The following is a 25990-nucleotide window of genomic DNA, read 5'->3' as shown; positions in this document are numbered from 1 at the left end:
GCCTCGGCGCCGCCGTCTTCGCCAAACGCAACGCCACCACCATCGCCCGCCAACTGCGCACCGGCATGGTCGCCATCAACTCCGTACTGAGCTTCGTGGGCATGTCCACCCTGCCCTTTGGTGGCGTCGGCGACTCCGGCTTCGGCCGCATCCACGGCGACGACGGGCTGCGCGAGTTCGCCCGGGCCAAGTCCGTCACCCGCCGCCGGGGCCGCTCGCCGCTGCCCACGATGACCTTCGAACGCACCCCCGCGCAGGTCGCCCGGATCGTCAAGGCCATCAAGGTCATGTACGGGCGCTGAGCGCGACGCCGGCGCGCCGGGCCGCCCCGACCGGGCGCCGCGCCGCGGGCGGCCAACTGGGCAAGTCGTCCGCACGTCGACTGGATAGCGACCACGAGTACAACTACCCTGCGTCCAGTGGATGTACACGCACTGCGATTCCTCCTGGTGGACGGCGAGAATTCCTGGGGCGAGCGACGGCGTACCCGCCGATCGGGGTGGCTGGCCGAGGCGTTCCCGGCCCTGGCGCAGATGTCCGTCGTCGACCTCGGCGGCCGGTTGGAGACCTGGACGCGGGCCGCGGTACGACCGAAGCACGTACACGTGCTGAACCTCGAAACGCCGCCGGCCGAGGTGCCCGAGTGGGCCGAGGTCGACCACGTCGACGCCTGCGCCCTGCCCGCCCGGCTGGCCAACCGCCGCTACGACCTCGTCTTCTCCAACTCGGTGCTGGAGCACGTCGGCGGGCACGAGCGGCGGCTGCGCTTCGCCGAGTCGGTGCACACGCTCGCCGACGCGCACTGGGTGCAGACGCCGTACCGCTACTTCCCGATCGAGCCACACTGGATCGCCCCGGGCATGCAGTTCCTGGCTGTCCGGGTCCGTACCGAACTGGCCCGCCGCTGGCCGCTGACCCACACCCCCAACCGGGACTACCGGGCCGCCCTGGAGCGGGTGCTCTGGACCGACCTGCTGGACCGGACGCAGATGCGGTACTACTTCCCCGACTCGCAGATCCGCACCGAGCGGCTCGCCGGGATGGCCAAGTCGCTGATCGCGGTACGCACCGGAGCCTGACCCACGGTCGCCGGCTCGATGCCTCCGGCGGCCCCGCGCGCCACGCGGCGGATTACCGCCGTCTCCTACCGTGAGGCCCACCGGGCGGACCGAGCGGGTGGAGGCGACGTGGAGCTGCGCAGGCGCGGAATTCTGGGGTTCGGGTCGAGGTCGTTCCGGTTCGCCATCGGTCCGGCCGGGCTGGCGGTACGGCACCGGGGCGTCGACCAGTCACTGCCCTGGCCCGACATCGACGCGTTGGTACTGAACCAGCCGCTGGCCAGTTGGGGGGACCAGCCGCTGGCCCCCGGGGTGCCGCTGCCGCTCCTGGTTCCCGCCGCCGGATCCGCCGCCGCCCGGCTGCCACGGACGGCCCGCCACCCGATCGACGGCCGCCCGGCCGTACGGCTGCTCGACCTGAACGAGGTACGCGAATCGCCCGACGAGGTGGCGGAAGCGCTGGCCCGCCACGGTGGTGAGCGCTTCACCGACGTCCGCGCCCTGCAGGGGAAGTGGGTCCCGGCGGTGGACTTCACCGTCGCCCCGCGCGGGTACGACATCGCCTCGGTCAACCGGCTCATCCGCGACCTGCGGGAGACGCTGCTGCGCGACGGGCCCGAGGCCCGGTGCGCGGCCCTGGAAAAAATCTCCAAGGCCCGGTTCGAGATCGCGCTGCGTGGCTACTACCGCGAACAGGTCAGCGAGCTGCTGGCGACCGTGTCCCGCCGCGGGACGGCCGCGGTCGCCGCCGACGAATGAAGCGGGAGCGGCGGCTCCGCGAGGTGGCCCGGTCGGGCGTGCGGCGACGCCGGACGTCAGACGCGGAACCCGGCGGCCCGGGCCGCCTGCCGCTCGCGCCGGCGATCCCGGCGTCGCCGCACGATCCAGAAAAAGAGGATCACGAATCCGAGCAGGAAGACCAGCACCAGGGCGGGCAGGATGATCGCGACGACCGACATGACGACGCTGGTCGCGTCCTCGGCCGTACTGGCGACCGGCGCGCCGAAGCCGACCGTGGTCGCGTTGATCACCGGTCGGGCCGCGGACTTCACCCCGTGCACCGAGAGCGCGATCAGCAGGCCGGCGACGATCGGCACCCACTGCCGCGAGGAGAAGAACTGCCCCGGATCGGTCACGGTCACCGTCTGGGAGCTGGAGCCGGCGCTGAAGACCAACCCGCCGGCGGTCGGCCTGATCACCGTCTGCACCACGTCGTTGACGTGGTCGACCATCGGGACCTTGTCGGCGACGACCTCCACGGCGAGCAGCACCACCAGGATCGCGACCACCCAGCCGTTGCTGAGCCACTGCCAGGAGGCCGGCAGGTCGATCAGTCCGGTGTACCGGTCGAGCAGGCCGAGGGCGAGCAGGGGGATGTAGGCGTTCAACCCCGCCGATGCGGCGAGGCCGGTTCCGGTGAGGGCTTCCAGCACCCGCCCAGCATCTCACCGCCACGCCAGTGGCGCAGACCGGCGAGCGCCGGCGACTCGGCTACCCTCGTCCGGTGCGGTTGGTGATTGCGCGATGCTCAGTGGACTACGTCGGACGGCTCTCGGCCCACCTGCCGCCGGCGACCCGGCTGTTGATGGTGAAGGCCGACGGATCGGTCTCCATCCACGCCGACGACCGGGCCTACAAGCCGCTCAACTGGATGAGCCCGCCGTGCCGGCTGGAGGAGGCGCCCGGCGTCTGGCGCGTGGTCAACAAGGCCGGCGAGGAGCTGCGGATCACCCTGGAGGAGATCTTCCAGGACACCTCGTACGAGCTCGGCGTCGATCCGGGTCTGCGCAAGGACGGCGTCGAGGCGCACCTGCAGGAGCTGCTGGCGGCGAACCCCACGACCTTCGGCGAGGGCTTCACGCTGATCCGGCGGGAGTACATGACCGCGATCGGCCCGGTGGACCTGCTCTGCCGCGACGGCGCGGCGGCCACGGTCGCCGTCGAGGTGAAGCGGCGCGGTGAGATCGACGGCGTGGAGCAGCTCACCCGCTATTTGGAGCTGCTCAACCGGGACCCGCTGCTCGCGCCGGTCAGCGGCATCTTCGCGGCTCAGGAGATCAAGCCGCAGGCGCGGGTACTCGCCGAGGACCGCGGCATCCGCTGCGTGGTGGTCGACTACGACAAGCTGCGCGGCATCGAACGGGACGAACTCACCCTCTTCTGACCGACCGGCCCGGTCGGGTCGGGTCGGGTCGGGCACCTCGGGCACCTCGGGCACCTCGGGCACCTCGGGCACCTTCACCAACAGGACGGCGGACCATGGGCGTACGCAACCAGCAGCGGCGGGCGGCCAAGAAGAAGGCCCGGGAGCAGCGGCAGCGCCGCCGCGACGAGGCGGCGGCGGCCTCCGATCCGTTCGGGCTCGGGCCGTTCGGCCAGCCCAGCGCCGAGAAACGGACCGACGACCTGCTGCGGGAGACCGTCTTCGCGTTCGTCGAGCCCCAGCTCGACCGGATCGAACCACTGCTGGACCGGTTGACCGTGAGCCCGCCGGAGACCGTCGACCGGCGCTACGACCTGGCGGTCCGGGACGTCATGGCGCAGGTCTGGGCGCGGGGTTGGATGCCGGCGGAGCTGATCCGGGTGACCCGGCGCAAGGTGGGCAAGCGACCGGCCGCGTTCCTGCTGGAGCAGGTGGCGGCCAGTCTGCGCGGTCACGCGGCCGCGACGGTGGACGAGCGGTGGCACGCGCAGCTGCGCGAGCTGGGCGTGGCGGTCTGGGAGGGCTTCGGCGACCACCGGGTGAGCGGCTGGGCGCGGCGTCAGGGCCTGGACCGCTCGGAGGCGCTGCGCGACGCGGTGCGCTGCCTGGCGCTGCTGGTGGGGTTGCCGGAGATCGGGGTGATCGCCCCGCTGCCCGGCACCGCCCGCCCGGCCGGCACCGCCCGGGCCGGGGCGCCCGGTGCCGCGGGGGCCGGCGGTGCCGGGCCGGCGGACGAGCGGCTGCTCGGGCGGGTACGCGGGCTGCTGGCCAAGGCCGAGTCGACCGAGTTCCCGGAGGAGGCCGAGGCGCTCTCGGCCAAGGCGCAGGAGCTGATGACGCGGCACAGCATCGACCGCGCGCTGCTCGACGCCGGGCCGGGTCCACGCACGGCGGAGCCGATCGCCGTACGCGTCGGCGTCGAGGCGCCGTACGAGCCGCCGAAGGCGCTGCTGTTGCAGCACGTCGCCGAGGCGAACCGGTGCCGGTCGGTCTGGTCGGCCGACCTGGGGTTCGCCACGGTCTTCGGCTATCCGGCCGATTCCGCGTCGGTGGAGCTGCTCTACACCTCGCTGCTGGTGCAGGCGACGGCGGCGATGGTGCACGACGGTCCCCGGACCGGTTCCGGCGGCGGGTCGAGCAAGCGGTCGTTCCGGCAGTCGTTCCTGCACGCGTACGCGGTGCGGATCGGTGAGCGGCTGCGCGGCGCCGCCGACGAGGCGAGCCGGGCGGCGGTCGAGGAGGAGGGGGCGGACCGGCTGCTGCCGGTGCTGGCGGCCCGGGACGACCGCGTGCGCGAGGCGGTCGACGAGATGTTCCCCGACATGGTGACGCGGGCGATCCGGGGCGGCGGCGACGAGGCGGGCTGGGCTGCCGGTACGGCGGCGGCGGACCTGGCCGCGCTGGGCGCCCGGTCCGGTATCGCGGACAGCTGATTCAGGGACTGCGTCGAAGGCCCTGGGCCTCGACGCTGTTCCAGCCCCATCCGTCGGCGGCGGCGTCCGCCGCGACCGGGTCTACCGGGTCAGGCCGTTGGCCTCCCGGATCACCGTGACCAGCTCGTCGACGATCTCGCTCAGCGCGAAGTCCCTCGGCGTGAAGACCCGGGCCACGCCGGCCGCGCGCAGCTCGCCCGCGTCGGCGGCCGGGATGATGCCGCCGACCACGACCGGCAGGTCGCCCCGGCCGGCCGCGCGCAGGCCGTCGAGGACCGCCGGTACGGCGGCCAGGTGTGACCCGGAGAGCACCGAGAGCCCGACCAGGTCGACGTCCTCCTCCACCGCCGCGGTCACCAACTGCGCCGGAGTGAGCCGGATGCCCTGGTAGACGACCTCGAACCCGGCGTCGCGGGCGCGTACCGCGATCTGTTCGGCGCCGTTGGAGTGCCCGTCCAGTCCGGGCTTGCCGACGAGCAGCCGCAGCCGCCCGGCGCCGAGTTCGCGGGCGGTGTCGCGGACCCGGTCCCGGACCGCGGCGAGCCGCCCGGGGTCGGTACCGGAGCCCCCCGCCAGGCCGGTCGGGGCCCGGTACTCGCCGAAGACCTCCCGCAGCGCCCCGGCCCACTCGCCGGTGGTGACGCCGGCCCGGACGCACTCCAGCGTGGCCGGCACCAGGTTGGCGGTGCCGGCCGCGTCCCGGCGCAGCCGCTCCAGCGCCGCCCCCACCCGGGCCGCGTCACGGCCGGCCCGCCACTCGCGTACCGCCGCCACGACCGTCGCCTCCACCGCCGGGTCGACCCGCTGCACGGCCTCGGCACCGGCGGCGGTCAGCGGCGAGGGCTCGGTCTCGGTGAACCGGTTGACCCCGACGACCACGTCCGCGCCGCCCTCCATCCGCCCGCGCCGCCGTGCCATCGAGCGGACCAGCGCGGACTTCAGGTAGCCGCTCTCCACCACGGCCACCACACCGCCCAGTTCCGCGATCCGGTCCAGCTCGGTACGGGCGCCGGCCGCGATGCTCTCCACCAGCGCCTCGACCACCCGCGACCCGTCGAAGAGGTCCGGGTACTCCAGCAGGTCCGACTCGTACGCGAGCACCTGCTGGATCCGCAGCGACCACTGCTGGTCCCAGGGGCGGGGCAGGCCGAGCGCCTCGTTCCAGGCGGGCAGTTGCACGGCCCGGGCGCGCGCGTCCCGGGAGAGCGTCACGCCGAGCAGCTCCAGCACGATGCGCTGGATGTTGTTCTCCGGCTGCGCCTCCGTGAGCCCGAGCGAGTTGACCTGCACGCCGTACCGGAACCGGCGGGCCTTCGGGTCGGTCACGCCGTACCGGGTGGCGGTGATCTCGTCCCAGAGCCGGGCGAAGGCGCGCATCTTGGCCAGTTCCTCGACGAAGCGCACGCCGGCGTTGACGAAGAAGGAGATCCGCTGCACCACGTCGCCGAGCCGGTCGGCGGGGACCTGCCCCGAGTCGCGCACCGCGTCCAGCACGGCGATCGCGGTGGCCAGCGCGAAGGCGACCTCCTGGACCGGGGTCGCGCCCGCCTCCTGGAGGTGGTACGAGCAGACGTTGACCGGGTTCCAGCGCGGGGCGTGCCGTACCGTCCAGGCGATCATGTCGGTGGTCAGCCGCAGCGACGGGCCGGGCGGGAAGATGTGGGTGCCCCGGGAGAGGTACTCCTTGACGATGTCGTTCTGGGTGGTGCCGGCGAGCCCCTGCGGCTCGGCGCCCTGCTCCTCGGCGACCACGACGTAGAGGGCGAGCAGCCACATCGCGGTCGCGTTGATCGTCATCGAGGTGTTCGCCTCGGCGAGCGGGATCCCCGCGAAGAGCGCGCGGGCGTCGCCCAGGTGCGAGACCGGTACGCCCACCCGGCCGACCTCGCCGGCGGCGAGTTCGTGGTCCGGGTCGTACCCGGTCTGGGTCGGCAGGTCGAAGGCGACCGACAGGCCGGTCTGCCCCTTGGCCAGGTTGCGGCGGAACAGCGCGTTGCTGGCGGTGGCCGAGGAGTGCCCGGCGTAGGTGCGCATCACCCAGGGACGATCCGGCTGAGGGAGCCGCCCGTCGAAGACCCTGTCTCCCATCTCCGGAGTCTAAGTTACCGACCAGTTACCTCAGTCGGTGAAAAACCGCACACCGCCGCGCACAGGCCCGGGCCCCGGTCGCATCACACCGGGTGACGACGCGGATAGTGGTCGCCATGGAGAATGATTGACGCCATGGAGAACCAGCTCGCGATCTCCGTACGGGGGTTACGGAAGGCGTACGGCGACAACGTCGCCGTGGGCGGCCTCGATCTGGAGGTGGCCCGGGGCGAGGTCTTCGCCCTGCTCGGCCCGAACGGCGCCGGCAAGACCACGACCGTGGAGATCCTGGAGGGCTTCCGGCAGCGGGACGCGGGCGAGGTCAGCGTCCTCGGCGTCGACCCGGCCAGGCCGAGCCAGGCGTGGCGCAACCGGGTCGGCATCGTGCTGCAGGGCACCGGGGAGTTCGACGACCTCACCGTGGCCGAGGTCGTGCACCACTTCGCCGGCTTCTACGCCGCCCCCGAGGACCCGGACAAGGTGATCGCCCGGGTCGGGCTGACCGAGAAGGCACGGGCCCGTACCCACTCCCTCTCCGGCGGGCAGAAGCGCCGGCTCGACGTGGCGCTCGGCATCGTCGGCCAGCCCGAGCTGCTCTTCCTGGACGAGCCGACCACCGGCTTCGACCCGGAGGCGCGGCGCGAGTTCTGGGACCTGATCCGGGACCTGGCCGCGGCGGGCACCACGATCGTGCTCACCACCCACTACCTGGACGAGGCCGAGGCGCTGGCCGACCGGGTCGGGGTGATCACGGGCGGGCGGCTGGTCGAGGTGTCGACGCCGGACCGGCTCGGCGACCGGCACGAGGCGCTGGCGACGGTCTCCTGGCGTACCCCGGAGGGCGCGGTCGAGCGGTGGGAGAGCGCGACGCCGACGGCGCTGGTCGCCGAGTTGGCCGCGCGGTACGGCGGCGAGGTACCCGGGCTCACGGTGACCCGCCCGACCCTGGAAGACGTCTACCTGCGAATGATCGGACAGCGATGAGCGCGACGACGACGAACGTGCCGGTGGCGGCACCGGCGCCGGCCCGGCGGGTCGGCCCGGTCGCGCTCGGCCTGCGCCAGGGGCGGCTGGAGGTCACGCAGTTCCTGCGCAGCCGGGAGTCGGTGGTCTTCACCATGCTCTTCCCGGTCATCATGATCTTCATCTTCGCCTCGATCTTCAACTACGACCTCGACGGCGGGGTGAAGTTCACCCAGTACTTCGTGACCGGCATGATCGCCACCGGCCTCATGACGGTGGGCTTCCAGAGCCTGGCGATCCAGATCCCGATGGAGCGCGACCGCGGCGTGCTCAAGCGACTGCGCGGCACCCCGATGCCGAAGTGGGTCTACTTCGCCGGCAAGGTGATCATGGTGATCGTGATCGGCGTGGCCGAGACGGTGCTGCTGCTCGCGGTCGCCGCGATCTTCTTCGGCCTGGAGCTGCCGAGTACGGCCGGCCACTGGCTCACCTTCGGCTGGGTCTCCGCGCTCGGCATCACCGCCTGTACGCTCTGCGGCATCGCCTTCTCGTCGCTGGCCCGTACCGCCCGCAGCGGATCGGCGCTGGCCACCCCGGTGGCGCTGGTGCTTCAGTTCATCTCCGGGGTGTTCATCGCCTTCACCCAGCTGCCCACGTGGATGCAGCAGGTGGCCGCGCTCTTCCCACTGAAGTGGATGTGCCAGGGACTGCGCTCGGTCTTCCTGCCCGCCTCGTTCGGGGCGCAGGAGCCGGGCGGCTCGTTCGAGCTGGGCCGGGTCGCGCTGGTGCTCGCCGCCTGGTGCGTACTCGGGCTGCTGCTCTGCCTCGGCACCTTCCGCTGGACCACCAAACGCGACGGCTGATCGCCCCTCTCCCCCGGCGCCCCGCGCCCCGCGCCTCTCCCCCGCGATCTAGGGCAAATCCACGTGAGTTGATCTCCAATCACGTGGATTTGCCCTAGATCGACGAGTGGGCCGGGCCGGCGGGCGAGCGGGTCAGTACGTGTAGAAGCCCTTGCCGGTCTTGCGGCCGAGGTCACCGGCGGTCGCCATGCGCTGGAGCAGCTCCGGCGGGAAGAACTTCTCGTCCGCCGTGTCGGTGTAGATGTTCCTCGTCGCGTGCAGCAGCACGTCGACGCCGGTCAGGTCGGTAGTGGCCAGCGGACCCATGGCGTGGCCGAAGCCGAGCCGGCAGGCCGTGTCCAGGTCCTCCGGCGACACCACGCCGGATTCGACCAGCTTGACCGCCTCGACGACCAGCGCGGCGATGAGCCGGGTGGTGACGAAGCCGGCGATGTCCCGGTTGACCACCACGCAGGTCTTGCCGATCTCCTCGGCGAAGGCGCGCGCGGTGGCGAGCGTCTCGTCGCTGGTCTTGTAGCCGCGCACCAGCTCGCAGAGCTTCATCATCGGTACCGGCGAGAAGAAGTGGGTACCGACGACCGACTCGGGTCGCTCGGTCACCGCCGCGATCTGGGTGACCGGGATGGCCGAGGTGTTCGTCGCCAGCACCGCGTCCGGCCGGCAGATCTTGTCGAGGCCGCGGAACACCTCGTGCTTGACGTCCAGGCGCTCGAAGACCGCCTCGACCACCACGTCCGCGTCGGCCGCCGCCTCCAGTTCGGTGGTCGGCGTGATCCGGCCCAGCGTCGCCTCGACCTCGTCGGCCCCGATCACGCCCTTGGCCGCGAACCGCTCCAGCGAGGTACGGATGCCGTCGAGGCCGCGCTTGGTGGCGGCGTCGTCCAGGTCCCGCAGCGTCACCCGCCAGCCCGCCTGCGCCGCCACCTGCGCGATTCCCGCACCCATCAGTCCGGCCCCGACAACGGCCAGTCGACCCGCCATCTGTCTCTCCTCACGCTGCGGAATACCCGGAGAGCAGCCTAACGGGCACGCCTGAACGAATCCTCAGTCGGCCGCCGAGACCGGGCCGGGCCAAGGCGACGAGCCAGGCCGGGCCGGTCCAAGGCGACGAGCCAGGCCGGGTCGGGGCGGAGCGACAGGCCGGGCCGGGCCAAGACGACGAGCCAGGCCGGGGCGGGGCGGCGGAGCGACAGGCCGGGCCGGGGCGGAAGTCAGGCCGGGGCGGGAGCGACGGGGCCGGTCAGAGGGTGAAGTCCCGTTCGCCGGGGGTGGCGAGCCGCTCGACCTGGACGCCGAGCGTACGCAGGTCCGCCACGAAGTCCGGGTAACCCCGGTCGATGTGGTGCACGTGCGACACCTCCGTCGTACCGTCGGCGCAGAGCGCCGCGATGGCGAGCCCGGCACCGGCGCGGATGTCGGTGGCCCGCACCGGGGCGCCCGACAGGCGTTCCCGTCCCCGTACCACGGCGTGGTGGCCGTCGGTCTTGATGTCGGCGCCGAGCCGGGCCATCTCGTTGATGAACATGAAGCGCCCGTCGAAGATGTTCTCGGTGATCAGCGAGGCGCCCTCGCTGACCGACGCGAGCCCGATCGCCATCGGTAGCAGGTCGGTGGCGAAGCCGGGAAAGGGCAGGGTCACCACGTCCACCGCGCTCGGCCGCCGGTCCATCTGCACCCGGAACGCGTCCGCCCGCGTCTCGACCAGCCCACCCGCGTTGACGACCTTGTCCAGCGCGATCTCCAGGAAGCCCGGGCTCACCCCGTGCACGGTCACGTCGCCCCGGGTCATCGCCGCCGCGAAGGCCCAGGTACCCGCCACGATCCGGTCCCCGATGGTGGCGTGCCGTACGGGCCGCAGCTCCGGTACGCCCTCGATCTGGATCGTCGAGGTGCCGGCTCCCTCGATCCGGGCCCCCATCTGGGTGAGCATCGCGCAGATGTCGACGATCTCCGGCTCCCGGGCCGCGTTGTCGATTTCCGTCACGCCCCGGGCGAGCACGGCCGCCATGACCAGGTTCTCGGTCGCGCCGACGCTCGGGAAGTCCAGCCAGATGGTCGCCCCGCGCAGCCCGTCCGGCGCCGACGCGATCACGAACCCGTGCTCGCCGGCGATCTCGGCGCCCATCCGGGCCAGCCCGGAGACGTGCATGTCCAGGCCACGCGAGCCGATCGCGTCACCGCCGGGATGGGCCACCCGCACGTACCCGCGCCGGGCCAGCAGCGGCCCGAGCACGCAGATCGAGGCGCGCAGGCGGCGTACCAGGTCGTAGTCCGCCTCGGCGCCGGGCTCGGCCGGTACCTCGATCGTCACCGACCGGGACCGGGCCCGTTCACCCGGCGTCGGAGCGCCCGCGACGCGCGCGCCGCCGGCCAGGTCGATTCCCGCCGTGCCGGGCCCGGTGGGTGTCGCCGGCTCGTCCGGCCCGAACGAGACCTCGCAGCCGAGCCGCCGCAACACCTCCCCCATGATCGCGATGTCCGTGATCCGTGGCACGTTGGTGATCACGCTCTGGCCCGGCGCCAGCAGCGCGGCGGCCATCAGCTTCAGCGCGGAGTTCTTCGCGCCGGTGACGTGGACCTCCCCCGCGAGCCGGGCACCCCCGTTGACCCGGATCACGTCCACGTCGCCCGGCTGGGCGTCGCCCGCCGCGGCCGAGGCGGCCTCGGTCGGCCACCGGTCGTCGGCCACCGCCGGGTCGATCGCCCCGCTCTCGGCCGGCCGAGTGAGCGCCGTCGGGGCGGACATCCGTACGCTGTGCGTCATGGCCGTCCACCTCACGCGGATCTACACCAGGGCCGGCGACGCCGGCACGACCAGGCTGAGCAACAACGAGCAGGTGGCGAAGACCGACCCCCGCATCGCCGCGTACGCCGACGTCGACGAGTGCAACGCGGCGATCGGGGCGGCGCTGGCGCTCGGGCAGCTCGACGACGCGGTGCGGGCCGTGCTCGCCACCGTCCAGAACGACCTCTTCGACGTCGGCGCCGACCTCTCCAACCCGGTCGAGCCCGAGCCGGCGTACCCGCCGCTGCGGGTGACCGAGGAGTACGTGACCCGTCTTGAGGGCTGGTGCGACGAGTACAACGCGCGCTTGGCCAAGCTCGACTCCTTCATCCTGCCGGGCGGTACTCCGGGCGCGGCGCTCCTGCACGTGGCGCGAACGGTCGCGCGGCGCGCGGAGCGTGCGGCGTGGGCGCTGGTCAATCATGAACCGGAACGAACCAGCCCCCTCCCGGCAAAGTATCTCAACCGCCTCTCAGATCTGCTCTTTATCCTGGCAAGAACGGCAAATCCGGCGGGCGATGTGCTATGGGTGCCCGGCGGGCAGCGTTGACACCTGATCGACCGGACGACCCCGGGCCGGGCGAGGCCGCGCCGGACGACTCGGAGGCCGGGCGGCCCGGCGGGCTGCACCACGTGGAGGTCTGGGTGCCCGACCTGGAGTTGGCCCGCCGCAGCTGGGGCTGGCTCCTCACCGAGCTGGGCTGGGAGCTCTTCCAGGAGTGGCCGGCCGGCCGGTCCTGGCGGCTCGGCCCCACCTACCTGGTCCTGGAGGAGTCGCCCGCGCTCTCGTCGCGGACCCACGACCGGCGCGCGCCGGGCCTCAACCACCTCGCCTTCCACGCCGGTCCGCCCGCCGCCGTGGACCGGCTGGTCGGGCGGGCCCCCGGGTACGGGTGGTCGCTGCTCTTCGCCGACCGGCACCCGTACGCGGGCGGGCCGGAGACGTACGCCGCGTACCTCGCCGACGGCTCGGGGTACGAGGTGGAACTGGTCGCCTCGACCCCCGGGCCGCGGTCGGCCTGATCGGCGCTGGACCCGGACCACCGCTCGGCCGGGTCGGATGCTAAGCCGGGTCGGCGGTCGGCCGGGTCGGATGCCCGGCCGGGTCAGCGGTCGGCCGGCTCCCGGTGCCGGGCCCGACCGGCGGGATGCGGCCGGCGGTTCCGGGCCGGCCGGCCCCGCCAGGAGCGCGAACGCAGCGGCGAGCGGCGCGGGCGTACCGGTCCCGCGCACGGCCCGCCCCGGGAGGCGGCGGCACGGGCGCGCCGGCGCCGCCACCACATCGCCACCCCGGCCAGCCCCGCGCCGCCCGCCAGCACCGCCCCGGCGACACCGGCCAGGCCGGTGAGGCGCGAGTACGAGGCCCCGGCGAGGTAGCCGGCCAGGACGGTACCGGGGACCCAGACGAGCACGCCCGCGGCGTTGAAGAGGGCGAACCGCCGGTACGGCACCCCGGCCACCGCCGCGACGCGGGGCACCAGGGTGCGGACGAACGCCACCCAGCGGCCGAGCAGGACGGCCCGCCCGCCCCGCGCCGCCACGAGCGCCTCCGCCCGGTCCCACCGGCGGTCGCCGACGCGCCGGCCCAGCCAGCCGCGGCGCAGCCGGGGGCCGACCAGCCGCCCCTCCAGGTAGCCGACGTGGTCGCCGACGAGCGCGGCGGCCGTCAGTACGACCAGCGCGGTGGTCAGGTCCAGCCGTCCCGCGTACGCCAGGAAGCCCACCGTGAGCATGGTGCTGGCGGCCGGCATGACCAGCCCGGCCAGCAGCCCGACCTCGGTGGCGAGCACGGCCGCGGCGGCGAGGTAGAGCCACCCGGCCGGTAGCCCCGCGAGCCAGTCGAGGAAACGCGCGGTGAAGTCCACCCGGCAACGATCTCCCCCGGCCACTCCGCCCGGCGTCCTGCGGCCGGCCGGTCCGGCTCCTCCGGCTGGCCGGCCGATCCCCTAGGGAACGGGGGCGGTGGGCTCGGGGTCGCCTCCGGGGCCGAGGTCGGCCACGGGACGGAAGTCGTCGTCCACCAGGCCGATCCGGTGGGCGACCACCGCGGCCTGCACCCGGTTGCGCAGGTCCAGCTTCTCCATGGCGGCGGAGACGTGCGTCTTGACCGTGGTGATGCCGAGGTGCAGCCGCGCGGCGATCTCGGCGTTGGAGAGCCCGGCCCCGACCAGGGCCAGCACCTGCCGCTCCCGCGCGCTCAGCGACCGCCCCGCCGCCGGCCGTACGCCGTCGCGACGCTCGCGGTCGCTGCGGTGCGCGTGCAGCGCGCGGTTGACGATCCGCGCCAGTACGGCCGGCGCCAGCAGCGGCTCGCCCCGGGCGGCCCGGCGCACCGCCTCGATCAGGTCCTCGGGCGCGCCGTCCTTGACCAGGTAGCCGATGGCCCCCGCGTCGAGCGCCCCGTAGATGTTGGCGTCGTCGGCGAAGGTGGTGAGCACCAGGATCCGTACCGCCGGGTGCCGCTCCACGATCCGGCGGGTCGCCTCGATCCCGTCGGTACGGGGCATCCGCAGGTCCATCAGGACCACGTCGGGGTGCAGCCGGCCGGCCAGCCGTACCGCCTCGTGGCCGTCCCCGGCCTCGCCGACGATCTCGAACCCGCCGGCCGTACGCAGCAGCAGCGCGACCCCGGCGCGCACCAGCGCCTGGTCGTCGACGACGAGGACCCGGATCACGGCCGCACCGCGCCCGACTTGGAGAGCCGTCCACCCGGCCGGTCGCCGCCCGCGCCGGCATCGACGCCACCCGCGCCCGAACCACCCGCGCCGGCATCGGCGCCACCCGCGTCCGAACCACCCGCGCCGGCATCGACGCCACCCGCGTCCGAACCGCCCGCGTCCACGGCGGCCGGGTCGGTGGCGGCCCGGATCGGCAGCCGGGCCCGCAGCCGCCACCCGCCGGCCTCGTCCGGGCCGGCCGTCAGCACACCGCCGAGCAGGCCGACGCGTTCGTTCAGCCCGACCAGTCCGTGCCCCGAGGGCGGCAGTGTGGCGCGCGGGACGGCGACCGGCTCCTCGCCCGGCGGGCGGGCCGGCCCGCCGTCCACGACCTCGACCAGCAGGTCGCCGGCGTCGGGCCGGGCCCGCACCGTCACGCCCGCACCGGGCCCGGCGTGCTTGAGCGTGTTGGTCAGCCCTTCCTGGATCACCCGCGCGGCCGTGGTCCGTACCACCAGCGGCGCGGCGGCGACCTCCTCGGCCAGCTCCATCCGGACGGTAAGCCCGGCGGCCCGGACCCGCCGTTCGGCGTCGGCGACGATCTGTTCCGGCTCCACCAGGGTCAGCGACCCGGCGCCGCCGCCGGGCGTCGGGTCGCCGGGGGCGGTGCCGCCGGACCCGGTGGGGTCGAGCGCGTCGGGGTCGCGCAGCACCTCCAGCAGCTCCCGCAGCTCGTCGAGGACCTGGCTGGCGGTGCCGCGCAGCTCGCCGAGGGCCCGTACCGCGTCGTCGACCGCACCGGTGTGCCGCACGGCGTACTGCGCGGCGCCCGCCCGCAGCGCGATGGCGGCGACGTGATGGGCGACGATGTCGTGCAGCTCGCGGGCGATGCTGCTGCGCTCGGCCAGCCGTACCGCGCGCAGCTCGACCGCACGGCGCTCCTCGGCCTCCCGGGCGCGCTCGGCGGCGACCCGGGCCGCGTCCTGTACCGCGCGCAGGTAGCGGCCGAACGCGACCGGTACCGCCGCGAAGGCCAGCAGGCTGAGCACCCGGACCACGCCCTGCTTGCCCTCCAGCATCGCCGGGTCGAAGTTGCTCCCGGTCGCGGCGCACGCCAGCACGAACGCGGCCACGGTACGCGGCCAGCCGGCCGTGTACGCCACGAAGCCGAGCGCGACGCCGATCGCCAACTGCGCCATGTCGCTGGCCGACGGGGCGAGCGCGTCGGTGAGCAGGAGCAGCAGGACTTCCGTCAGCAGCACCGGGAACGGCCAGCGCCGTACGGCGGTCAGGGCGACCCCGGCCAGGGGAGCCAGCCCCGTCCCGGCCGAACCGGTCGGCTCGGCGGCCCAGCCGAGCAGGTTGCCGCTGAGCGCGAGCCCCAGCGTGGCCAGGCCGAACGGCAGCAGGACCCAGCCGTATCGCGCGCGTGTCACCGCGCAACCATACGTAGCGGCCGGGCGCGGCCCGATCCTGCCACCGGCCGCCCGACCTCCTCCGATCGGCCGGAACACGGGCCGGCGGAACGACCGGGGCGGTGTCCGGGCGCCCCTAGCGTCCACCGCATGATCGATGATGCGGCCGCGTTCCTGGCCCAGCTCGCCCGCCACCCGTTCGCCACCGGCGCCATCGCCCCCAGCGGCCCGACGCTCGCCCGCCTGGTCACCGTGCCGATCGCCGGTACCGGTTCGCCCGTCGTGGTCGAGCTGGGCCCGGGTACGGGTGCCTTCACCGGCGCCATCCAGCGACGGCTGGGCGGGCGGGGGCGGCACGTGGCGATCGAGCTGAACCGGAGCTTCGCCGAGCGGCTGCGCGGGCGCTTCCCCGGGGTCGAGGTGGTCCACGGCGACGCCGGAAAACTGGGCGAGGTGCTCGCCGCGCGGGGGATCGGCGCGGCGGACGCCGTCGTCAGCGGCCTGCCCTGGGCGGTCTTCCCACCGCAGCGGCAGGACCTGATCCTCAGGGCGGTCGCGGCCACCCTGGCACCGTACGGCGCTCTCACCACCTTCGCGTACCGGCACGGGCTCTGGACGCCGCTGGCCCGGCGGGCCCGCCGGGTCATGGAGGCGTGCTTCGAGGAGGTGACGCTGGGGCGTACGGTCTGGGCGAACCTGCCGCCGGCCGTGGTCTACCACTGTCGGCGACCGGTACCTGCGGACGCCCGGCCCTCGTCGGCGGCGGGACGGCCGGAACTCCAGCGGGCGCGGTAGGGCGTGTCCGGGGCCCGCTCAGGCGGCGGGCCAGTCGTGTGCCAGACGCGGCGAGGCCGCCCCGGGCGGGGCGGCCTCTAGCCAGGAGAGAAACCCGGTGAGCGTGGACTGCGCCATGGCGATCTCGACCGGAGCCTGATGGCTGGTACAGCGGAGGATGATCCAGTCGGCGGGCATGGAGAGCCGCTCCTGGCCCTCGGGCAGCCGCCGCCGCTCCACCGCGAGCCCGGTGCGGGCGAGTACCCGCTTCGGCCGGATGGCGAAGCTGAACATCCGATACCAGCGCAGTTCGTCGTCGGTGAAGCGACCGAAGCCCGGTGACCAGCCCCGCCCGTCGAGCAGCGTCGAGACCCGGACGCTGAGCCGGATGATCCCGCCCCTTCTCGTCACCCAGGCACGGCGGACGAAGAGCACCGCCAGCGCGGCGAGCAGGATGAGTACGCCGATTCCGATCCCTTCCAAGACCTTCATCGACGGACCCGGTCAGCGCGTCGCGGAACCGTCGGCGGGGGTGGCGCTCTCGGCCAGCACGGTTACGCCCTCGCCGGTGACGGAGAGGAACCCGCCGGTCACGTCGTAGGTGAGCTGCTGGCCACCGGCGAGCTTGATGCGCACCTGGCCGGGCTCGGCGAGCTGCCCGAGCAGCGGCGCGTGACCCGGCAGTACCCCGAGTTCACCCTCGGTCGTCCGGGCGACGACCATGTCGGCCTCGCCGGACCAGACCTTCTCCTCGACCGATACCAGCTCGACCTGTAGCTGTGCCACGCTGTCTCCTTCGGGGCGGCGGGGTTGGGCCGAGTCTAATCGGGCCCTCGTCACCGTCCCAACGCGGGTGGCGGGATGCACACCGGGTTCCCGGTAGATTACTTCTCCTTGTTGACGAAATCCGGGTGTGCGGCGAGGAACTGGTCGGTGGTGCCGGTTTCGAGACTGGCGAAGAAGTCGTCGGTCGGCGCGAGCAGCCGTTCCCCCTGGTAGCTGGAGCCGGTGCCGATGCCCTGCCCGGGCAGCTTGATCATCTGGATCGAGTCGGAGCGGAGGTCGCGCAGCGCCCAGGCGTAGTCGACGATGCTGTTGCCCCGGCCGTTGAAGATCAGCGACTTGCCGGCCGCCCGCAGCACCGCGTCGAGCTTGAGCGGGTTGGTCACCACGTCCCGGCTCATCGCCTGGGTCACCATCGCCTTGATGAACTGCTGCTGGTGCCGCTGGCGGTCGTAGTCGCCGTGCGGCAGCCCGTACCGCTGCCGGACGTAGTCGAGCGCCTGCCAGCCCTTGAGGTGGGCGTTGCCCTTGGTGTACGTGGCCTGCGGGCCGATGTACCCCTCGCCCTTCGGGTTCGGGGTGCGGTAGCTGCCGTCCGGCTGGCGGTGCTCGGACTTCACGTTGCTGTCGATGTACATGTCGACGCCGCCCATCGCGTCCACGATCTTCTGGAAGCCGGTGAAGTCGACGATCGCGCCGGCGTCGAAGTGGCTGATCCCGGTGTAGTCGCTGACCGTCTGGGAGAGCAGCTCGAAGCCGCGGGCCGGGTCGGGCGCGGCCTGACCGGGCACGCGGCTGCCGTACGCCATGGCGGCATTGATCTTGTCGGTGCCGCCCCGGTAGTTCGCCTTCGGAAAGGCCGGGATGTCGACGCGCAGGTCACGCGGGATGGAGAAGAGGTACGCCGAGTCGAGGCCCGGGTTGACGTGCACGATGATGATCGAGTCGGACCGGGGCGGTTCGTTCACCTGGCCGGCCCGCGGGTCTATGCCGACCAGCAGGATGTTCAGCGGCCCCTTGATGTCCGCGTGCTGGACCGGGGCGCCGGCCGCCTGGTCGCCGAAGAGGTCGGCCTGGCGGACGCTGCCCGCGTACCGGGCGATCAGCGCGTGGGAGGTCGCCAGCATCCCGCCGCTGAGCAGTACCAGCAGCGCGCCGAAGGCGGTGCAGACCTGAGCCCACCTCGGTACGGTCGACCTCCGGGTACGTCCCGGCGTCACGGTGCTGCGCTTGCCCACGGTAGAACCCACTTCCCGTCGTCGCGCCCGCGGCGGCGGGCCGGCCCACGCTGGGGGCGCGGACGTGGCGACGCTGGACACGACCGGCGGTGGACCGGAGCCGACGGTACCTCGCTGAACTGGGAAAACACCCTCGTGAGCTGGGAAAATGTGCTAGCGGAAAGGCAAGGGGCCAGGCCGGCTTGTGCCGGCCTGACCCCTTCGTCACGTATCCGTGACGCTCAGCTCTTCGACAGCTCCCGAGCGTTACGCTCCAGGTCGTCGAGCCCGCCACACATGAAGAAGGCCTGCTCGGGGAAGTGGTCGTACTCACCCTCGCTGATCTTCTTGAACGCCTCGATGGTCTCCTTGATCGGAACCGTCGAGCCCTTCACGCCGGTGAACTGCTCCGCCGCGTAGGTGTTCTGCGACAGGAACCGCTCGATCCGGCGGGCCCGCTGGACCGTCACCTTGTCTTCCTCGGAGAGCTCCTCGATACCGAGGATGGCGATGATGTCCTGCAGGTCCTTGTAGCGCTGCAGGATCCGCTTCACCTCGGAGGCGACCGTGTAGTGCTCGATGCCCACGAACTCGGGGGCGAGGATCCGCGACGAGGAGGCCAGCGGGTCCACCGCCGGGTAGATGCCCTTGTCGGAGATCGACCGCTCCAGGTTGGTGGTCGCGTCGAGGTGCGCGAACGTGGTCGACGGCGCCGGGTCGGTGTAGTCGTCCGCCGGAACGTAGATCGCCTGCATCGAGGTGATCGCCTGGCCCCGGACCGACGTGATCCGCTCCTGCAGCTCGCCCATCTCGTCGGCCAGGGTCGGCTGGTAGCCCACCGCGCTCGGCATCCGGCCGAGCAGGGTGGAGACCTCCGAACCGGCCTGGGTGAAGCGGAAGATGTTGTCGATGAAGAGCAGCACCTCCTGCTTCTGGACGTCGCGGAAGTACTCCGCCATCGTCAGCGCGGAGAGCGCCACCCGCAGCCGGGTGCCCGGCGGCTCGTCCATCTGGCCGTAGACCAGCGCGGTCTTGTCGATGACACCGGACTCGGTCATCTCGGCGATGAGGTCGTTACCCTCACGGGTCCGCTCCCCCACGCCGGCGAAGACCGAGGTACCACCGAAGTTGTTGGCAACCCGGATGATCATCTCCTGGATGAGCACCGTCTTGCCCACGCCCGCGCCGCCGAACAGGCCGATCTTGCCGCCCTTGACGTACGGGGCGAGCAGGTCGAGCACCTTGATGCCGGTCTCCAGCATCTCGGTCTTCGGCTCCAGGTCCGCGAAGGCCGGCGCCTTGCGGTGGATCTGCCAGCGCTCGTTGACCTCGAACTTCTCCCCCGGCTTGAGGTTCAGCACCTCGCCGATGGCGTTGAAGACGTGGCCCTTGGTGACGTCACCCACCGGGACGCTGATCGGCGCCCCGGTGTCGCGCACCTCGGCGCCCCGGACCACACCGTCGGTCGGCTGCATGGAGATGGCCCGGACCATGTTGTCGCCCAGGTGCTGGGCGACCTCCAGGGTCAGGGTCTTCCGGCCGCCGGAGAGGTCGACATCGACGTGCAGCGCGTTGAAGATTTCGGGCATCGCGTCGCGCGGGAACTCGGCGTCGACGACCGGGCCGATGACCCGGACCACACGGCCCGTCGCGGTCTTGGTTTCGCCTGCGGTTACAGTCATCACACTTCACTTCCCGACGCGGCCAACGCGTTAGCGCCGCCGACGATCTCGCTGATCTCCTGGGTGATCCCGGCCTGCCGGGCCGAGTTCATCTCGCGCGTGTAGGTCTCGATCATCTCTTCGGCGTTGTCGGTCGCGGCCTTCATCGCCCGCCGCCGCGCCGCCGACTCGCTCGCCGCCGACTCGATCAACGCCGCGTAGATGCGGGTGTTGATGTACTTCGGCAGCAGCGCGTCGAGCAGCGCCTCGGCCTCCGGCTCGAACTCGTACGCCGGGAGCAGGCCCTCGGAGCGGGGCCGGTCCTCGACCTCCATCGGGCCAATGATCTTGGCCACCGGGAGCTGCGTCATCAGCGACTTGAACTCGGTGTAGACGATGTGCAGCTCGTCCACGCCCCGGACGCCGTCGATCCCGCCGTCGCCGGCCTCGTCGTCCGCACCGTGGCCGAACGCCTTGATCAGCGTCTCGCCCACGGTCCGGGCGTCGGCGAAGGTCGGCTGCTCGGAGAAGCCGGTCCAGCTCGCCTCGATCGGCCGCTGGCGGAACCGGTAGTACCCGACGCCCTTACGGCCGACCACGTACAGCACCGGCTCCTTGCCGTCCTCCTTGAGGCGGGCCAGGAGCGACTCGGCGGCCTTGATCGCGTTGGAGCTGTAACCGCCGGCCAGGCCGCGGTCGCTGGTGACGACCACGACGCCCGCCCGCCGCACCCGCTGCCGCGGAGTGAGCAGCGGGTGGTCGATGCGCGCGTTCGACGCCAGCGCCGTGAGCACACCGGTGATGGCCTGGGCGTACGGCAGGGACGCCGCCACCCGGGCCTGGGCCTTGGCGATGCGGCTCGTCGCCACGAGCTCCATCGCCTTGGTGATCTTCTTCATCCCCTTCGCCGAGCGGATCCGCTGGCGAAGAACGCGAACCTGGGCCGCCATCGATCAGCCCTACTGCTCGGTCGGGCGGTCGGTCGCCCCGTCGCGGAAGCGGGTCACGGTCTCGCGGTTCTCCTCGCCCTGGAGCGGCTCGGCGGCGGCCTCGTTCACCCGCACCTCGTCCTCCTTGCCGAGGAAGACCTGCTTGAACCGGCCGATCGCCTCGTCGAGCTTGGCGACGACGTCGTCGTCCCAGGTGTTGCCCGCGATGGTGGCCAGGGTCTCCGCGTACTGGTGCCGGATGAACTGGAGGAACTCCGACTCGAAGCGGCGCACCTCGCCCACCGGTACGTCGTCGAGCTTGCCCTCGGTGCCGGCCCAGACCGACACCGCCTGCTCCTCGACCGGCAGCGGCGAGTAGTTCTGCTGCTTCAGCAGCTCGACCAGGCGGACACCCCGCTCCAGCTGGCGGCGGGAGGCCGCGTCCAGGTCGGAGGCGAAGGCGGCGAACGCCTCCATCTCACGGAACTGGGCCAGGTCCAGCCGGAGCCGGCCGGCGACCTTCCGCATCGGCTTGACCTGGGCGGCACCGCCGACCCGGGAGACCGAGGTACCGACGTTGATCGCGGGACGGACACCCTGGTTGAAGAGGTCCGTCTCCAGGAAGATCTGGCCGTCGGTGATCGAAATGACGTTCGTCGGGATGAACGCGGAGATGTCGTTGCCCTTGGTTTCGATGATCGGCAGACCGGTCATCGAGCCCGCGCCCATCTCGTCGGAGAGCTTCGCGCAGCGCTCCAGCAGGCGGGAGTGCAGGTAGAAGACGTCACCCGGGTACGCCTCGCGGCCCGGCGGGCGGCGCAGCAGCAGCGACACGGCGCGGTACGCCTCGGCCTGCTTGGTCAGGTCGTCGAAGACGATCAGGACGTGCTTGCCGTTGTACATCCAGTGCTGGCCGATGGCCGAGCCGGCGTACGGGGCGATGTACTTGAAGCCGGCCGGGTCGGAGGCGGGCGAGGCGACGATGGTGGTGTACTCCATCGCGCCCTGCTCCTCCAGCAGGCCCTTCACCGAGGCGATGGTGGAGGCCTTCTGGCCGATCGCCACGTAGATGCAGCGGACCTGCTTCTTCGGGTCCCCGGAGCGCCAGTTCTCCCGCTGGTTCAGGATGGCGTCCAGCGCGACCGTGGTCTTACCGGTCTTGCGGTCACCGATGATCAGCTGCCGCTGGCCCCGACCGATCGGCGTCATCGCGTCGATCGCCTTGATGCCGGTCTGCAGCGGCTCGCTGACGCTCTGCCGCGCCATCACGTTCGGCGCCTGCAGCTCCAGCTCGCGGTACCCCTCGTTGGCGATCTCGCCCAGGCCGTCCAGCGGCTGGCCGAGCGCGTTCACCACGCGGCCGAGGAACGCGTCGCCGATCGGCACCGAGAGCACCCGGCCGGTCCGCTTGACGCGCTGCCCCTCCTCGATGCCGGCGAACTCGCCGAGCACCACGACACCGATCTCGCGCACGTCGAGGTTCAGCGCCACACCGAGCGTGCCGTCCTCGAACTCCAGCAGCTCGTTGGTCATGGTCGAGGGCAGGCCCTCGACGTGGGCGATGCCGTCGCCGGCGTCAGCGACGGTGCCGACCTCCTCACGGGAGACGTCGGGCGAGTAGGAGGAGACGTAGCGCTCAAGGGCGCCGCGGATCTCCTCCGACGAGATGGTCAGCTCGGCCATCCTCTGCTTCCTCTATTCAGGGCCCGGAGTTACCTCAGAGCGGCAGGTCAGGTACGACTAGTGGGTCGGCGCGCTCGTCAGCGTCCCGTGAGCGCGTTACGGGTGTCGGTGAGCCGGCGCAGGACCGTGCCGTCGTAGAGATCGGAACCGACCTGCACGCTGAGTCCGCCGAGCACCCCGGGATCCACCGTCTGCTTGACGGTGACCTCGCGGCCGTACAGCTCGGAGAGCTTCGCGACGAGGCGACGCTCCTCCTCCTCGCCGAGCGGCGCCGCCGCGGTGACGTAGGCCACCTGCCGGTTCCGGCGGTCGGCGGCCAACTCCACGAGCCGGGTCAGCGCCCCGGAGAACGAGCGCCCACCGAAGCCGGTGAGGGCTACCTCCACCAACCGTACCGTTATCGGCTTGGCCTTGCCCACCAACAGCGTCCTGGCCAGTTCGGCCCGCTGGGTGGCCGGCGCGACCTGGTCGGAGAGCACGTTGCTCAGCTCCAGGTCCGCGGCCACCACCTGGCCGAAACGGAACAACTCGTCCTCTACCTCGCCGAGGTCGCCGGCGCGGTCGGCGCTGGCGAGCAGCGCCTCCACGCCGAGCCGCTCGGCGGCGTCGAGCAGCTCGCCCGGCGCCGACCAGCGGCCGACGACGAGCTGGGAGAGCAGCTGCGCCGCGTCCGCGCTGAGCTTGCCGCCGAGCAGGTTGCCGAGCAGGCCCGCCCGGTCCTCGCCGCTGCGGGCCGGGTCGGAGAGCGCCCGGCGCAGCCGTGCCTCCCGCCCGAGCAGTCCGGCGAAGGCGAGGATCTCGTCGGCCGTGGTGCTGATCGCCGACGGCTCGGCGCCCTGGGCGTACGCGTTGAGACGCTCCGCGGCGGCCCCGTACGACTCCCGGCTGGCGGCCTGCATCAGCGGGCCCCCGCGCTCTCGAGGTCGGTGAGGAACCGCTCGACGGTGCCCCGACGGCGCGCCTCGTCGGCCAGGGACTCACCGACGATCCGGCTGGCCAGGTCGACCGCGATCGTGCCGACCTCCGTGCGCAGCTCGCGCACGATGGTCTGCCGCTCGGCGGCGAGCTGCTCCTTGCCGGCCGCGATGATCCGGTCCGCTTCCTCGCGCGCCTTGGCCAGGACGTCCTGCCGGATGCCCTCGGCGTCGGCCCGCGCGTCGTCGCGGATCTTGGCGGCGTCGGTACGCGCCTCGGCGAGCTGGGCGCGGTACTGCTCCAGCAGCTTGTTCGCCTCGGCCTGGGCGGCCTCGGCCCGCTTGATGCCACCCTCGATCGCGTCGACCCGGGCCTGGAAGGTCTGCTCCATGCGCGGGAAGACGAACTTCATCAGCACGAAGCAGAGCAGCGCGAAGGCGATCGAGCCGACCACGATCTCCTGCCAGAGCGGGATGATCGGGTTGTGTTCCTGGCTGCCGCCCTCGGCGGCGAGGTTGATGGCGGTGTTGAGCATTGACACCTCCCGTTCGGAAAGTCGCGGAGGTTACTGGCCCTGGGCCCAGATGAAGCCGAACGCGATGCCGAGCAGCGCCAGCGCCTCGATGACGGCGAAGCCGATCCAGACGTACGGCAGGGTCATCCGGGACGACTCGGGCTGACGCGCGGTCGACTGGATGTAGGCGGCGAAGACCAGGCCGACGCCGATGCCGGGACCGATGGCGGCGAGGCCGTAACCGATGGCGGCGAGGCTGCCACTAACTGCGGCGAGTTCCATTAGTTGGTTCCTCCTGGTTATCTCGCGTGACTGTCACGCGGGACGGCAACGATGGTGCGGTTGTGGATCAGTGCTCGTCGGCGAGCGCGCCCTGCACGTAGCTCGCGGTCAGCACCACGAAGACGTACGCCTGCAGGACGATCACCAGCAGCTCGAGGAAGGTCAGGGCGATCGACATCGCCCAGGAGACCACCGAGGCGGGCTTGATGAAGAGGCTCTCCGAGTTGAGCAGTACGAAGCCACCGAGCGTGAAGACCAGCAGGATCATGTGCCCGGCGAACATGTTCGCGAAGAGACGCAGCGCCAGCGTGATCGGCCGAACGATGAAGGTCGAGAAGAACTCGATCGGGATCAGCAGCGGCAGGATGAACCACGGCGCCGGCGGGATCAGCGCGTTGCGGAAGAACTTGACGAACCCGTGATGCCGGATGCCCACGTAGATGAAGAGCACGTAGCTGATCACCGCGAGCACCGTCGGGAAGGCGATGTGCGAGTTCGGCGAGATCTGCACCACCGGCAGGATGCTGAAGAAGTTCGTCAGCAGCACGAAGCAGAAGAGCGTCGTGAAGTACGGCGCGAAGGCCACGCCCCGGTGGCCGAGCATGTCGACCGCGACGTTGTTCCGGACGAAGCCGTAGATCGACTCGGCGATCCACTGCTTCTTGGTCGGGACCAGTTGCGGGTTCCGGTAGCTCAGCAGGAAGTAGATGATGATCGCCGCGGCCGCGAGCCAGACCAGGACGGTGATCTTGGTGACCCAGTAGTTGTTGTGCTCACCCCAGGGCAGGATGCTGGGCAGGTAGAAATCTTCCACGCTAGGTGGAAACGGAACCTCACTCTTGAGAGCGAGCGCCTGTCCGATCACCGCGTCCCTTCCCTAGTTCGGCGTGCCGAGCCGGCGGACAACCAGGTAGATGCCCGCGGCCGCACCGACCACCGTTCCGATCCCGGTGGCAACGCCCCCGGTGTCGAACCAGCGGTCGACCAGCCAGCCGATGAAGCCCCAGAACAACATCCCGGTCATCAGGTACGCGAGCGCAGTCCAGCCCTGACCGGCACCGGGCGGAACGTCGTCCGGAGTGCCAGCGGGTTGGGGGGTTTGGTCACCGGCCATGACGGGGCGAACGATATCAGCCGGGAAGATGAGGCTGTGACTCGCCCCCCGCACAACCTAAGTTGTGTGGGCCTCGGGCGGTCGCGTCGTCTCTGGGGCACGCTACTCCGCTTCGGCCACTCAAGAAATGACCGATCACTGACAGTTTTCTGAGTGCCGTCCGGATCGTGGGACAAGCGCTGGTCAACGCGGCGCGTCAGCGCGACATTTCTCCGCCCCGGACGCGCCGGGCGTGTACGGTGCTGATCCACCAGATGTGGGTACCGGTCCAGAGCACCACGCCGGCGGCCACACCCAGGCAGAGCGGCACCAACCCCGCCCAGCCGGAGGACGCCACCACGCTCATGATCACCCCGAGCAGGGTGAACTTCGTGGCGTACGCGGCGAGCCCGACGGCGAGCACCAGTTGCGGGTTGACCGAGTCGGCCCAGGCGATCACGAGCGTGGAGAGCGTGTAGCTGAGAGTGACGATCGCGACGCCGATCGGGGCCCCGACCGCGCCGACGCCGCCGGCGAGCAGTCCGCCGAGAACGGCCGCCACGACCAGCGCGACGCCCGACACGCCCAGTAGAACCGGCAAATGTCGCAATCTCCACCGGCGGTCGTCCGACGCCGCCGGGTCGATCGAGCCGGCGGCCCGCACGTCGGTGCCC

Annotated in this window: 29 protein-coding genes; 10 read left to right on the top strand and 19 right to left on the bottom strand. The window is 72.1% G+C overall.

The genetic code is table 11. The features are described 5' to 3' along the window. The 3 genes from AB0J86_RS36755 to AB0J86_RS36745 all read left to right on the top strand — a co-directional run. A partial coding sequence (locus AB0J86_RS36755) for an aldehyde dehydrogenase family protein (protein WP_363862806.1) occupies window positions 1-302 on the top strand: 302 nt, incomplete at its 5' end. 117 nt (window positions 303-419) lie between these two features. Further along, window positions 420-1079, top strand: coding sequence for a class I SAM-dependent methyltransferase (locus tag AB0J86_RS36750; protein WP_363862803.1), 660 nt, complete (start codon window positions 420-422; stop codon window positions 1077-1079). 108 nt (window positions 1080-1187) lie between these two features. Beyond that, entirely contained in the window at window positions 1188-1817 is a 630-nt protein-coding gene (locus AB0J86_RS36745; RefSeq protein WP_363862800.1) for a hypothetical protein, read from the top strand. 56 nt (window positions 1818-1873) lie between these two features. Here the strand turns inward: AB0J86_RS36745 and AB0J86_RS36740 are convergent, their stop codons facing one another. Beyond that, entirely contained in the window at window positions 1874-2491 is a 618-nt protein-coding gene (locus AB0J86_RS36740) for a DUF4126 domain-containing protein (protein WP_363862797.1), read from the bottom strand. Between the two features lie 71 nt (window positions 2492-2562). Here AB0J86_RS36740 and nucS point away from each other — a divergent pair, with 71 nt between their 5' ends. Both nucS and AB0J86_RS36730 read left to right on the top strand, forming a co-directional pair. Further along, window positions 2563-3222 (top strand): endonuclease NucS, encoded by a 660-nt coding sequence (gene nucS / locus AB0J86_RS36735; protein WP_363862794.1) that lies wholly within the window; start codon window positions 2563-2565, stop codon window positions 3220-3222. Between the two features lie 95 nt (window positions 3223-3317). Beyond that, window positions 3318-4694 (top strand): DUF2786 domain-containing protein, encoded by a 1377-nt coding sequence (locus tag AB0J86_RS36730; protein ID WP_363862791.1) that lies wholly within the window; start codon window positions 3318-3320, stop codon window positions 4692-4694. Between the two features lie 81 nt (window positions 4695-4775). Here the strand turns inward: AB0J86_RS36730 and AB0J86_RS36725 are convergent, their stop codons facing one another. Beyond that, the gene (locus AB0J86_RS36725) at window positions 4776-6782 is read right to left on the bottom strand and encodes a protein meaA (protein ID WP_363862788.1); all 2007 of its coding nucleotides are present in this window, start codon (window positions 6780-6782) and stop codon (window positions 4776-4778) included. A 135-nt stretch (window positions 6783-6917) separates the two neighbouring features. On the opposite strand from AB0J86_RS36725, the gene AB0J86_RS36720 reads away from it, so the two are divergent. Both AB0J86_RS36720 and AB0J86_RS36715 read left to right on the top strand, forming a co-directional pair. Beyond that, complete coding sequence (locus tag AB0J86_RS36720; RefSeq protein WP_363862785.1) at window positions 6918-7766, top strand: ABC transporter ATP-binding protein; 849 nt, start codon at window positions 6918-6920, stop codon at window positions 7764-7766. Continuing rightward, the gene (locus AB0J86_RS36715) at window positions 7763-8608 is read left to right on the top strand and encodes an ABC transporter permease (RefSeq protein WP_363862782.1); all 846 of its coding nucleotides are present in this window, start codon (window positions 7763-7765) and stop codon (window positions 8606-8608) included. The genes AB0J86_RS36720 and AB0J86_RS36715 overlap by 4 nt, the downstream gene beginning before the upstream one ends. 132 nt (window positions 8609-8740) lie before the next feature. On the opposite strand, the gene AB0J86_RS36710 is transcribed toward AB0J86_RS36715, so the two are convergent. Together AB0J86_RS36710 and murA are read right to left on the bottom strand one after the other, a co-directional pair. Next, window positions 8741-9589: a 3-hydroxyacyl-CoA dehydrogenase family protein gene (locus AB0J86_RS36710; protein ID WP_363862779.1), complete on the bottom strand. Its 849-nt coding sequence runs from the start codon at window positions 9587-9589 to the stop codon at window positions 8741-8743. A gap of 259 nt (window positions 9590-9848) precedes the next feature. After that, on the bottom strand, window positions 9849-11372 hold the full coding sequence (gene murA / locus AB0J86_RS36705; RefSeq protein WP_363862776.1) for a UDP-N-acetylglucosamine 1-carboxyvinyltransferase: 1524 nt from the start codon (window positions 11370-11372) through the stop codon (window positions 9849-9851). Between murA and AB0J86_RS36700 the strand changes: the two genes are divergently transcribed. Together AB0J86_RS36700 and AB0J86_RS36695 are read left to right on the top strand one after the other, a co-directional pair. Continuing rightward, complete coding sequence (locus AB0J86_RS36700) at window positions 11371-11943, top strand: cob(I)yrinic acid a,c-diamide adenosyltransferase (RefSeq protein WP_363862773.1); 573 nt, start codon at window positions 11371-11373, stop codon at window positions 11941-11943. The two genes, murA and AB0J86_RS36700, sit on opposite strands and share 2 nt — an antisense overlap. A 74-nt stretch (window positions 11944-12017) precedes the next feature. Next, on the top strand, window positions 12018-12416 hold the full coding sequence (locus AB0J86_RS36695; protein ID WP_363862812.1) for a VOC family protein: 399 nt from the start codon (window positions 12018-12020) through the stop codon (window positions 12414-12416). Window positions 12417-12499: 83 nt separating this feature from the next. Here the strand turns inward: AB0J86_RS36695 and AB0J86_RS36690 are convergent, their stop codons facing one another. The 3 genes from AB0J86_RS36690 to AB0J86_RS36680 form a co-directional block, all read right to left on the bottom strand. After that, window positions 12500-13258, bottom strand: a complete 759-nt coding sequence (locus tag AB0J86_RS36690; RefSeq protein WP_363862770.1) for a DedA family protein — start codon at window positions 13256-13258, stop codon at window positions 12500-12502. A gap of 81 nt (window positions 13259-13339) precedes the next feature. After that, window positions 13340-14068, bottom strand: coding sequence for a response regulator transcription factor (locus AB0J86_RS36685; RefSeq protein WP_363862767.1), 729 nt, complete (start codon window positions 14066-14068; stop codon window positions 13340-13342). After that, the gene (locus AB0J86_RS36680; protein WP_363862764.1) at window positions 14065-15486 is read right to left on the bottom strand and encodes a histidine kinase; all 1422 of its coding nucleotides are present in this window, start codon (window positions 15484-15486) and stop codon (window positions 14065-14067) included. Before AB0J86_RS36680 ends, AB0J86_RS36685 begins: the two co-directional genes overlap by 4 nt. A gap of 129 nt (window positions 15487-15615) precedes the next feature. On the opposite strand from AB0J86_RS36680, the gene AB0J86_RS36675 reads away from it, so the two are divergent. Beyond that, window positions 15616-16260 carry a methyltransferase domain-containing protein gene (locus tag AB0J86_RS36675; RefSeq protein WP_363862761.1) on the top strand — a complete coding sequence of 215 codons (645 nt, stop codon included), beginning with the start codon at window positions 15616-15618 and terminating at the stop codon, window positions 16258-16260. 18 nt (window positions 16261-16278) lie between these two features. Here the strand turns inward: AB0J86_RS36675 and AB0J86_RS36670 are convergent, their stop codons facing one another. The 12 genes from AB0J86_RS36670 to AB0J86_RS36615 all read right to left on the bottom strand — a co-directional run bounded on the left by AB0J86_RS36670 (window position 16279) and on the right by AB0J86_RS36615 (window position 25962). Continuing rightward, window positions 16279-16731, bottom strand: coding sequence for a DUF2550 domain-containing protein (locus tag AB0J86_RS36670; RefSeq protein WP_363862757.1), 453 nt, complete (start codon window positions 16729-16731; stop codon window positions 16279-16281). Between the two features lie 12 nt (window positions 16732-16743). Beyond that, window positions 16744-17025: a F0F1 ATP synthase subunit epsilon gene (locus AB0J86_RS36665; RefSeq protein WP_363862754.1), complete on the bottom strand. Its 282-nt coding sequence runs from the start codon at window positions 17023-17025 to the stop codon at window positions 16744-16746. 98 nt (window positions 17026-17123) lie between these two features. Continuing rightward, window positions 17124-18260 (bottom strand): LCP family protein, encoded by a 1137-nt coding sequence (locus AB0J86_RS36660; protein ID WP_363862751.1) that lies wholly within the window; start codon window positions 18258-18260, stop codon window positions 17124-17126. A gap of 221 nt (window positions 18261-18481) precedes the next feature. Next, the gene (gene atpD / locus AB0J86_RS36655) at window positions 18482-19921 is read right to left on the bottom strand and encodes a F0F1 ATP synthase subunit beta (protein WP_363862748.1); all 1440 of its coding nucleotides are present in this window, start codon (window positions 19919-19921) and stop codon (window positions 18482-18484) included. Beyond that, on the bottom strand, window positions 19921-20850 hold the full coding sequence (locus AB0J86_RS36650; RefSeq protein ID WP_363862745.1) for a F0F1 ATP synthase subunit gamma: 930 nt from the start codon (window positions 20848-20850) through the stop codon (window positions 19921-19923). The genes atpD and AB0J86_RS36650 overlap by 1 nt, the downstream gene beginning before the upstream one ends. Window positions 20851-20859: 9 nt before the next feature. Next, the gene (atpA, locus tag AB0J86_RS36645; protein WP_363862742.1) at window positions 20860-22512 is read right to left on the bottom strand and encodes a F0F1 ATP synthase subunit alpha; all 1653 of its coding nucleotides are present in this window, start codon (window positions 22510-22512) and stop codon (window positions 20860-20862) included. 77 nt (window positions 22513-22589) lie between these two features. Continuing rightward, the gene (locus AB0J86_RS36640) at window positions 22590-23411 is read right to left on the bottom strand and encodes a F0F1 ATP synthase subunit delta (protein WP_363862739.1); all 822 of its coding nucleotides are present in this window, start codon (window positions 23409-23411) and stop codon (window positions 22590-22592) included. Further along, window positions 23411-23962, bottom strand: coding sequence for a F0F1 ATP synthase subunit B (locus AB0J86_RS36635; RefSeq protein ID WP_363862736.1), 552 nt, complete (start codon window positions 23960-23962; stop codon window positions 23411-23413). Before AB0J86_RS36635 ends, AB0J86_RS36640 begins: the two co-directional genes overlap by 1 nt. 30 nt (window positions 23963-23992) lie before the next feature. Then, a complete protein-coding gene (locus AB0J86_RS36630) occupies window positions 23993-24223 on the bottom strand; it encodes a F0F1 ATP synthase subunit C (RefSeq protein ID WP_363862733.1) in 231 nt (76 codons plus the stop codon). A gap of 67 nt (window positions 24224-24290) precedes the next feature. Beyond that, entirely contained in the window at window positions 24291-25088 is a 798-nt protein-coding gene (gene atpB, locus AB0J86_RS36625) for a F0F1 ATP synthase subunit A (protein ID WP_363862730.1), read from the bottom strand. Between the two features lie 12 nt (window positions 25089-25100). After that, the gene (locus AB0J86_RS36620) at window positions 25101-25337 is read right to left on the bottom strand and encodes an AtpZ/AtpI family protein (protein ID WP_363862727.1); all 237 of its coding nucleotides are present in this window, start codon (window positions 25335-25337) and stop codon (window positions 25101-25103) included. Window positions 25338-25533: 196 nt separating this feature from the next. Continuing rightward, a complete protein-coding gene (locus tag AB0J86_RS36615; protein WP_363862809.1) occupies window positions 25534-25962 on the bottom strand; it encodes a hypothetical protein in 429 nt (142 codons plus the stop codon). Between the last annotated feature and the right edge of the window lie 28 nt (window positions 25963-25990).

Source organism: Micromonospora sp. NPDC049559 (genome assembly GCF_040676675.1).
In the GTDB taxonomy this organism is placed as follows: Bacteria; Actinomycetota; Actinomycetes; order Mycobacteriales; family Micromonosporaceae; genus JBFAPK01.
This window is presented reverse-complemented; position numbering and strand designations above follow the sequence as displayed.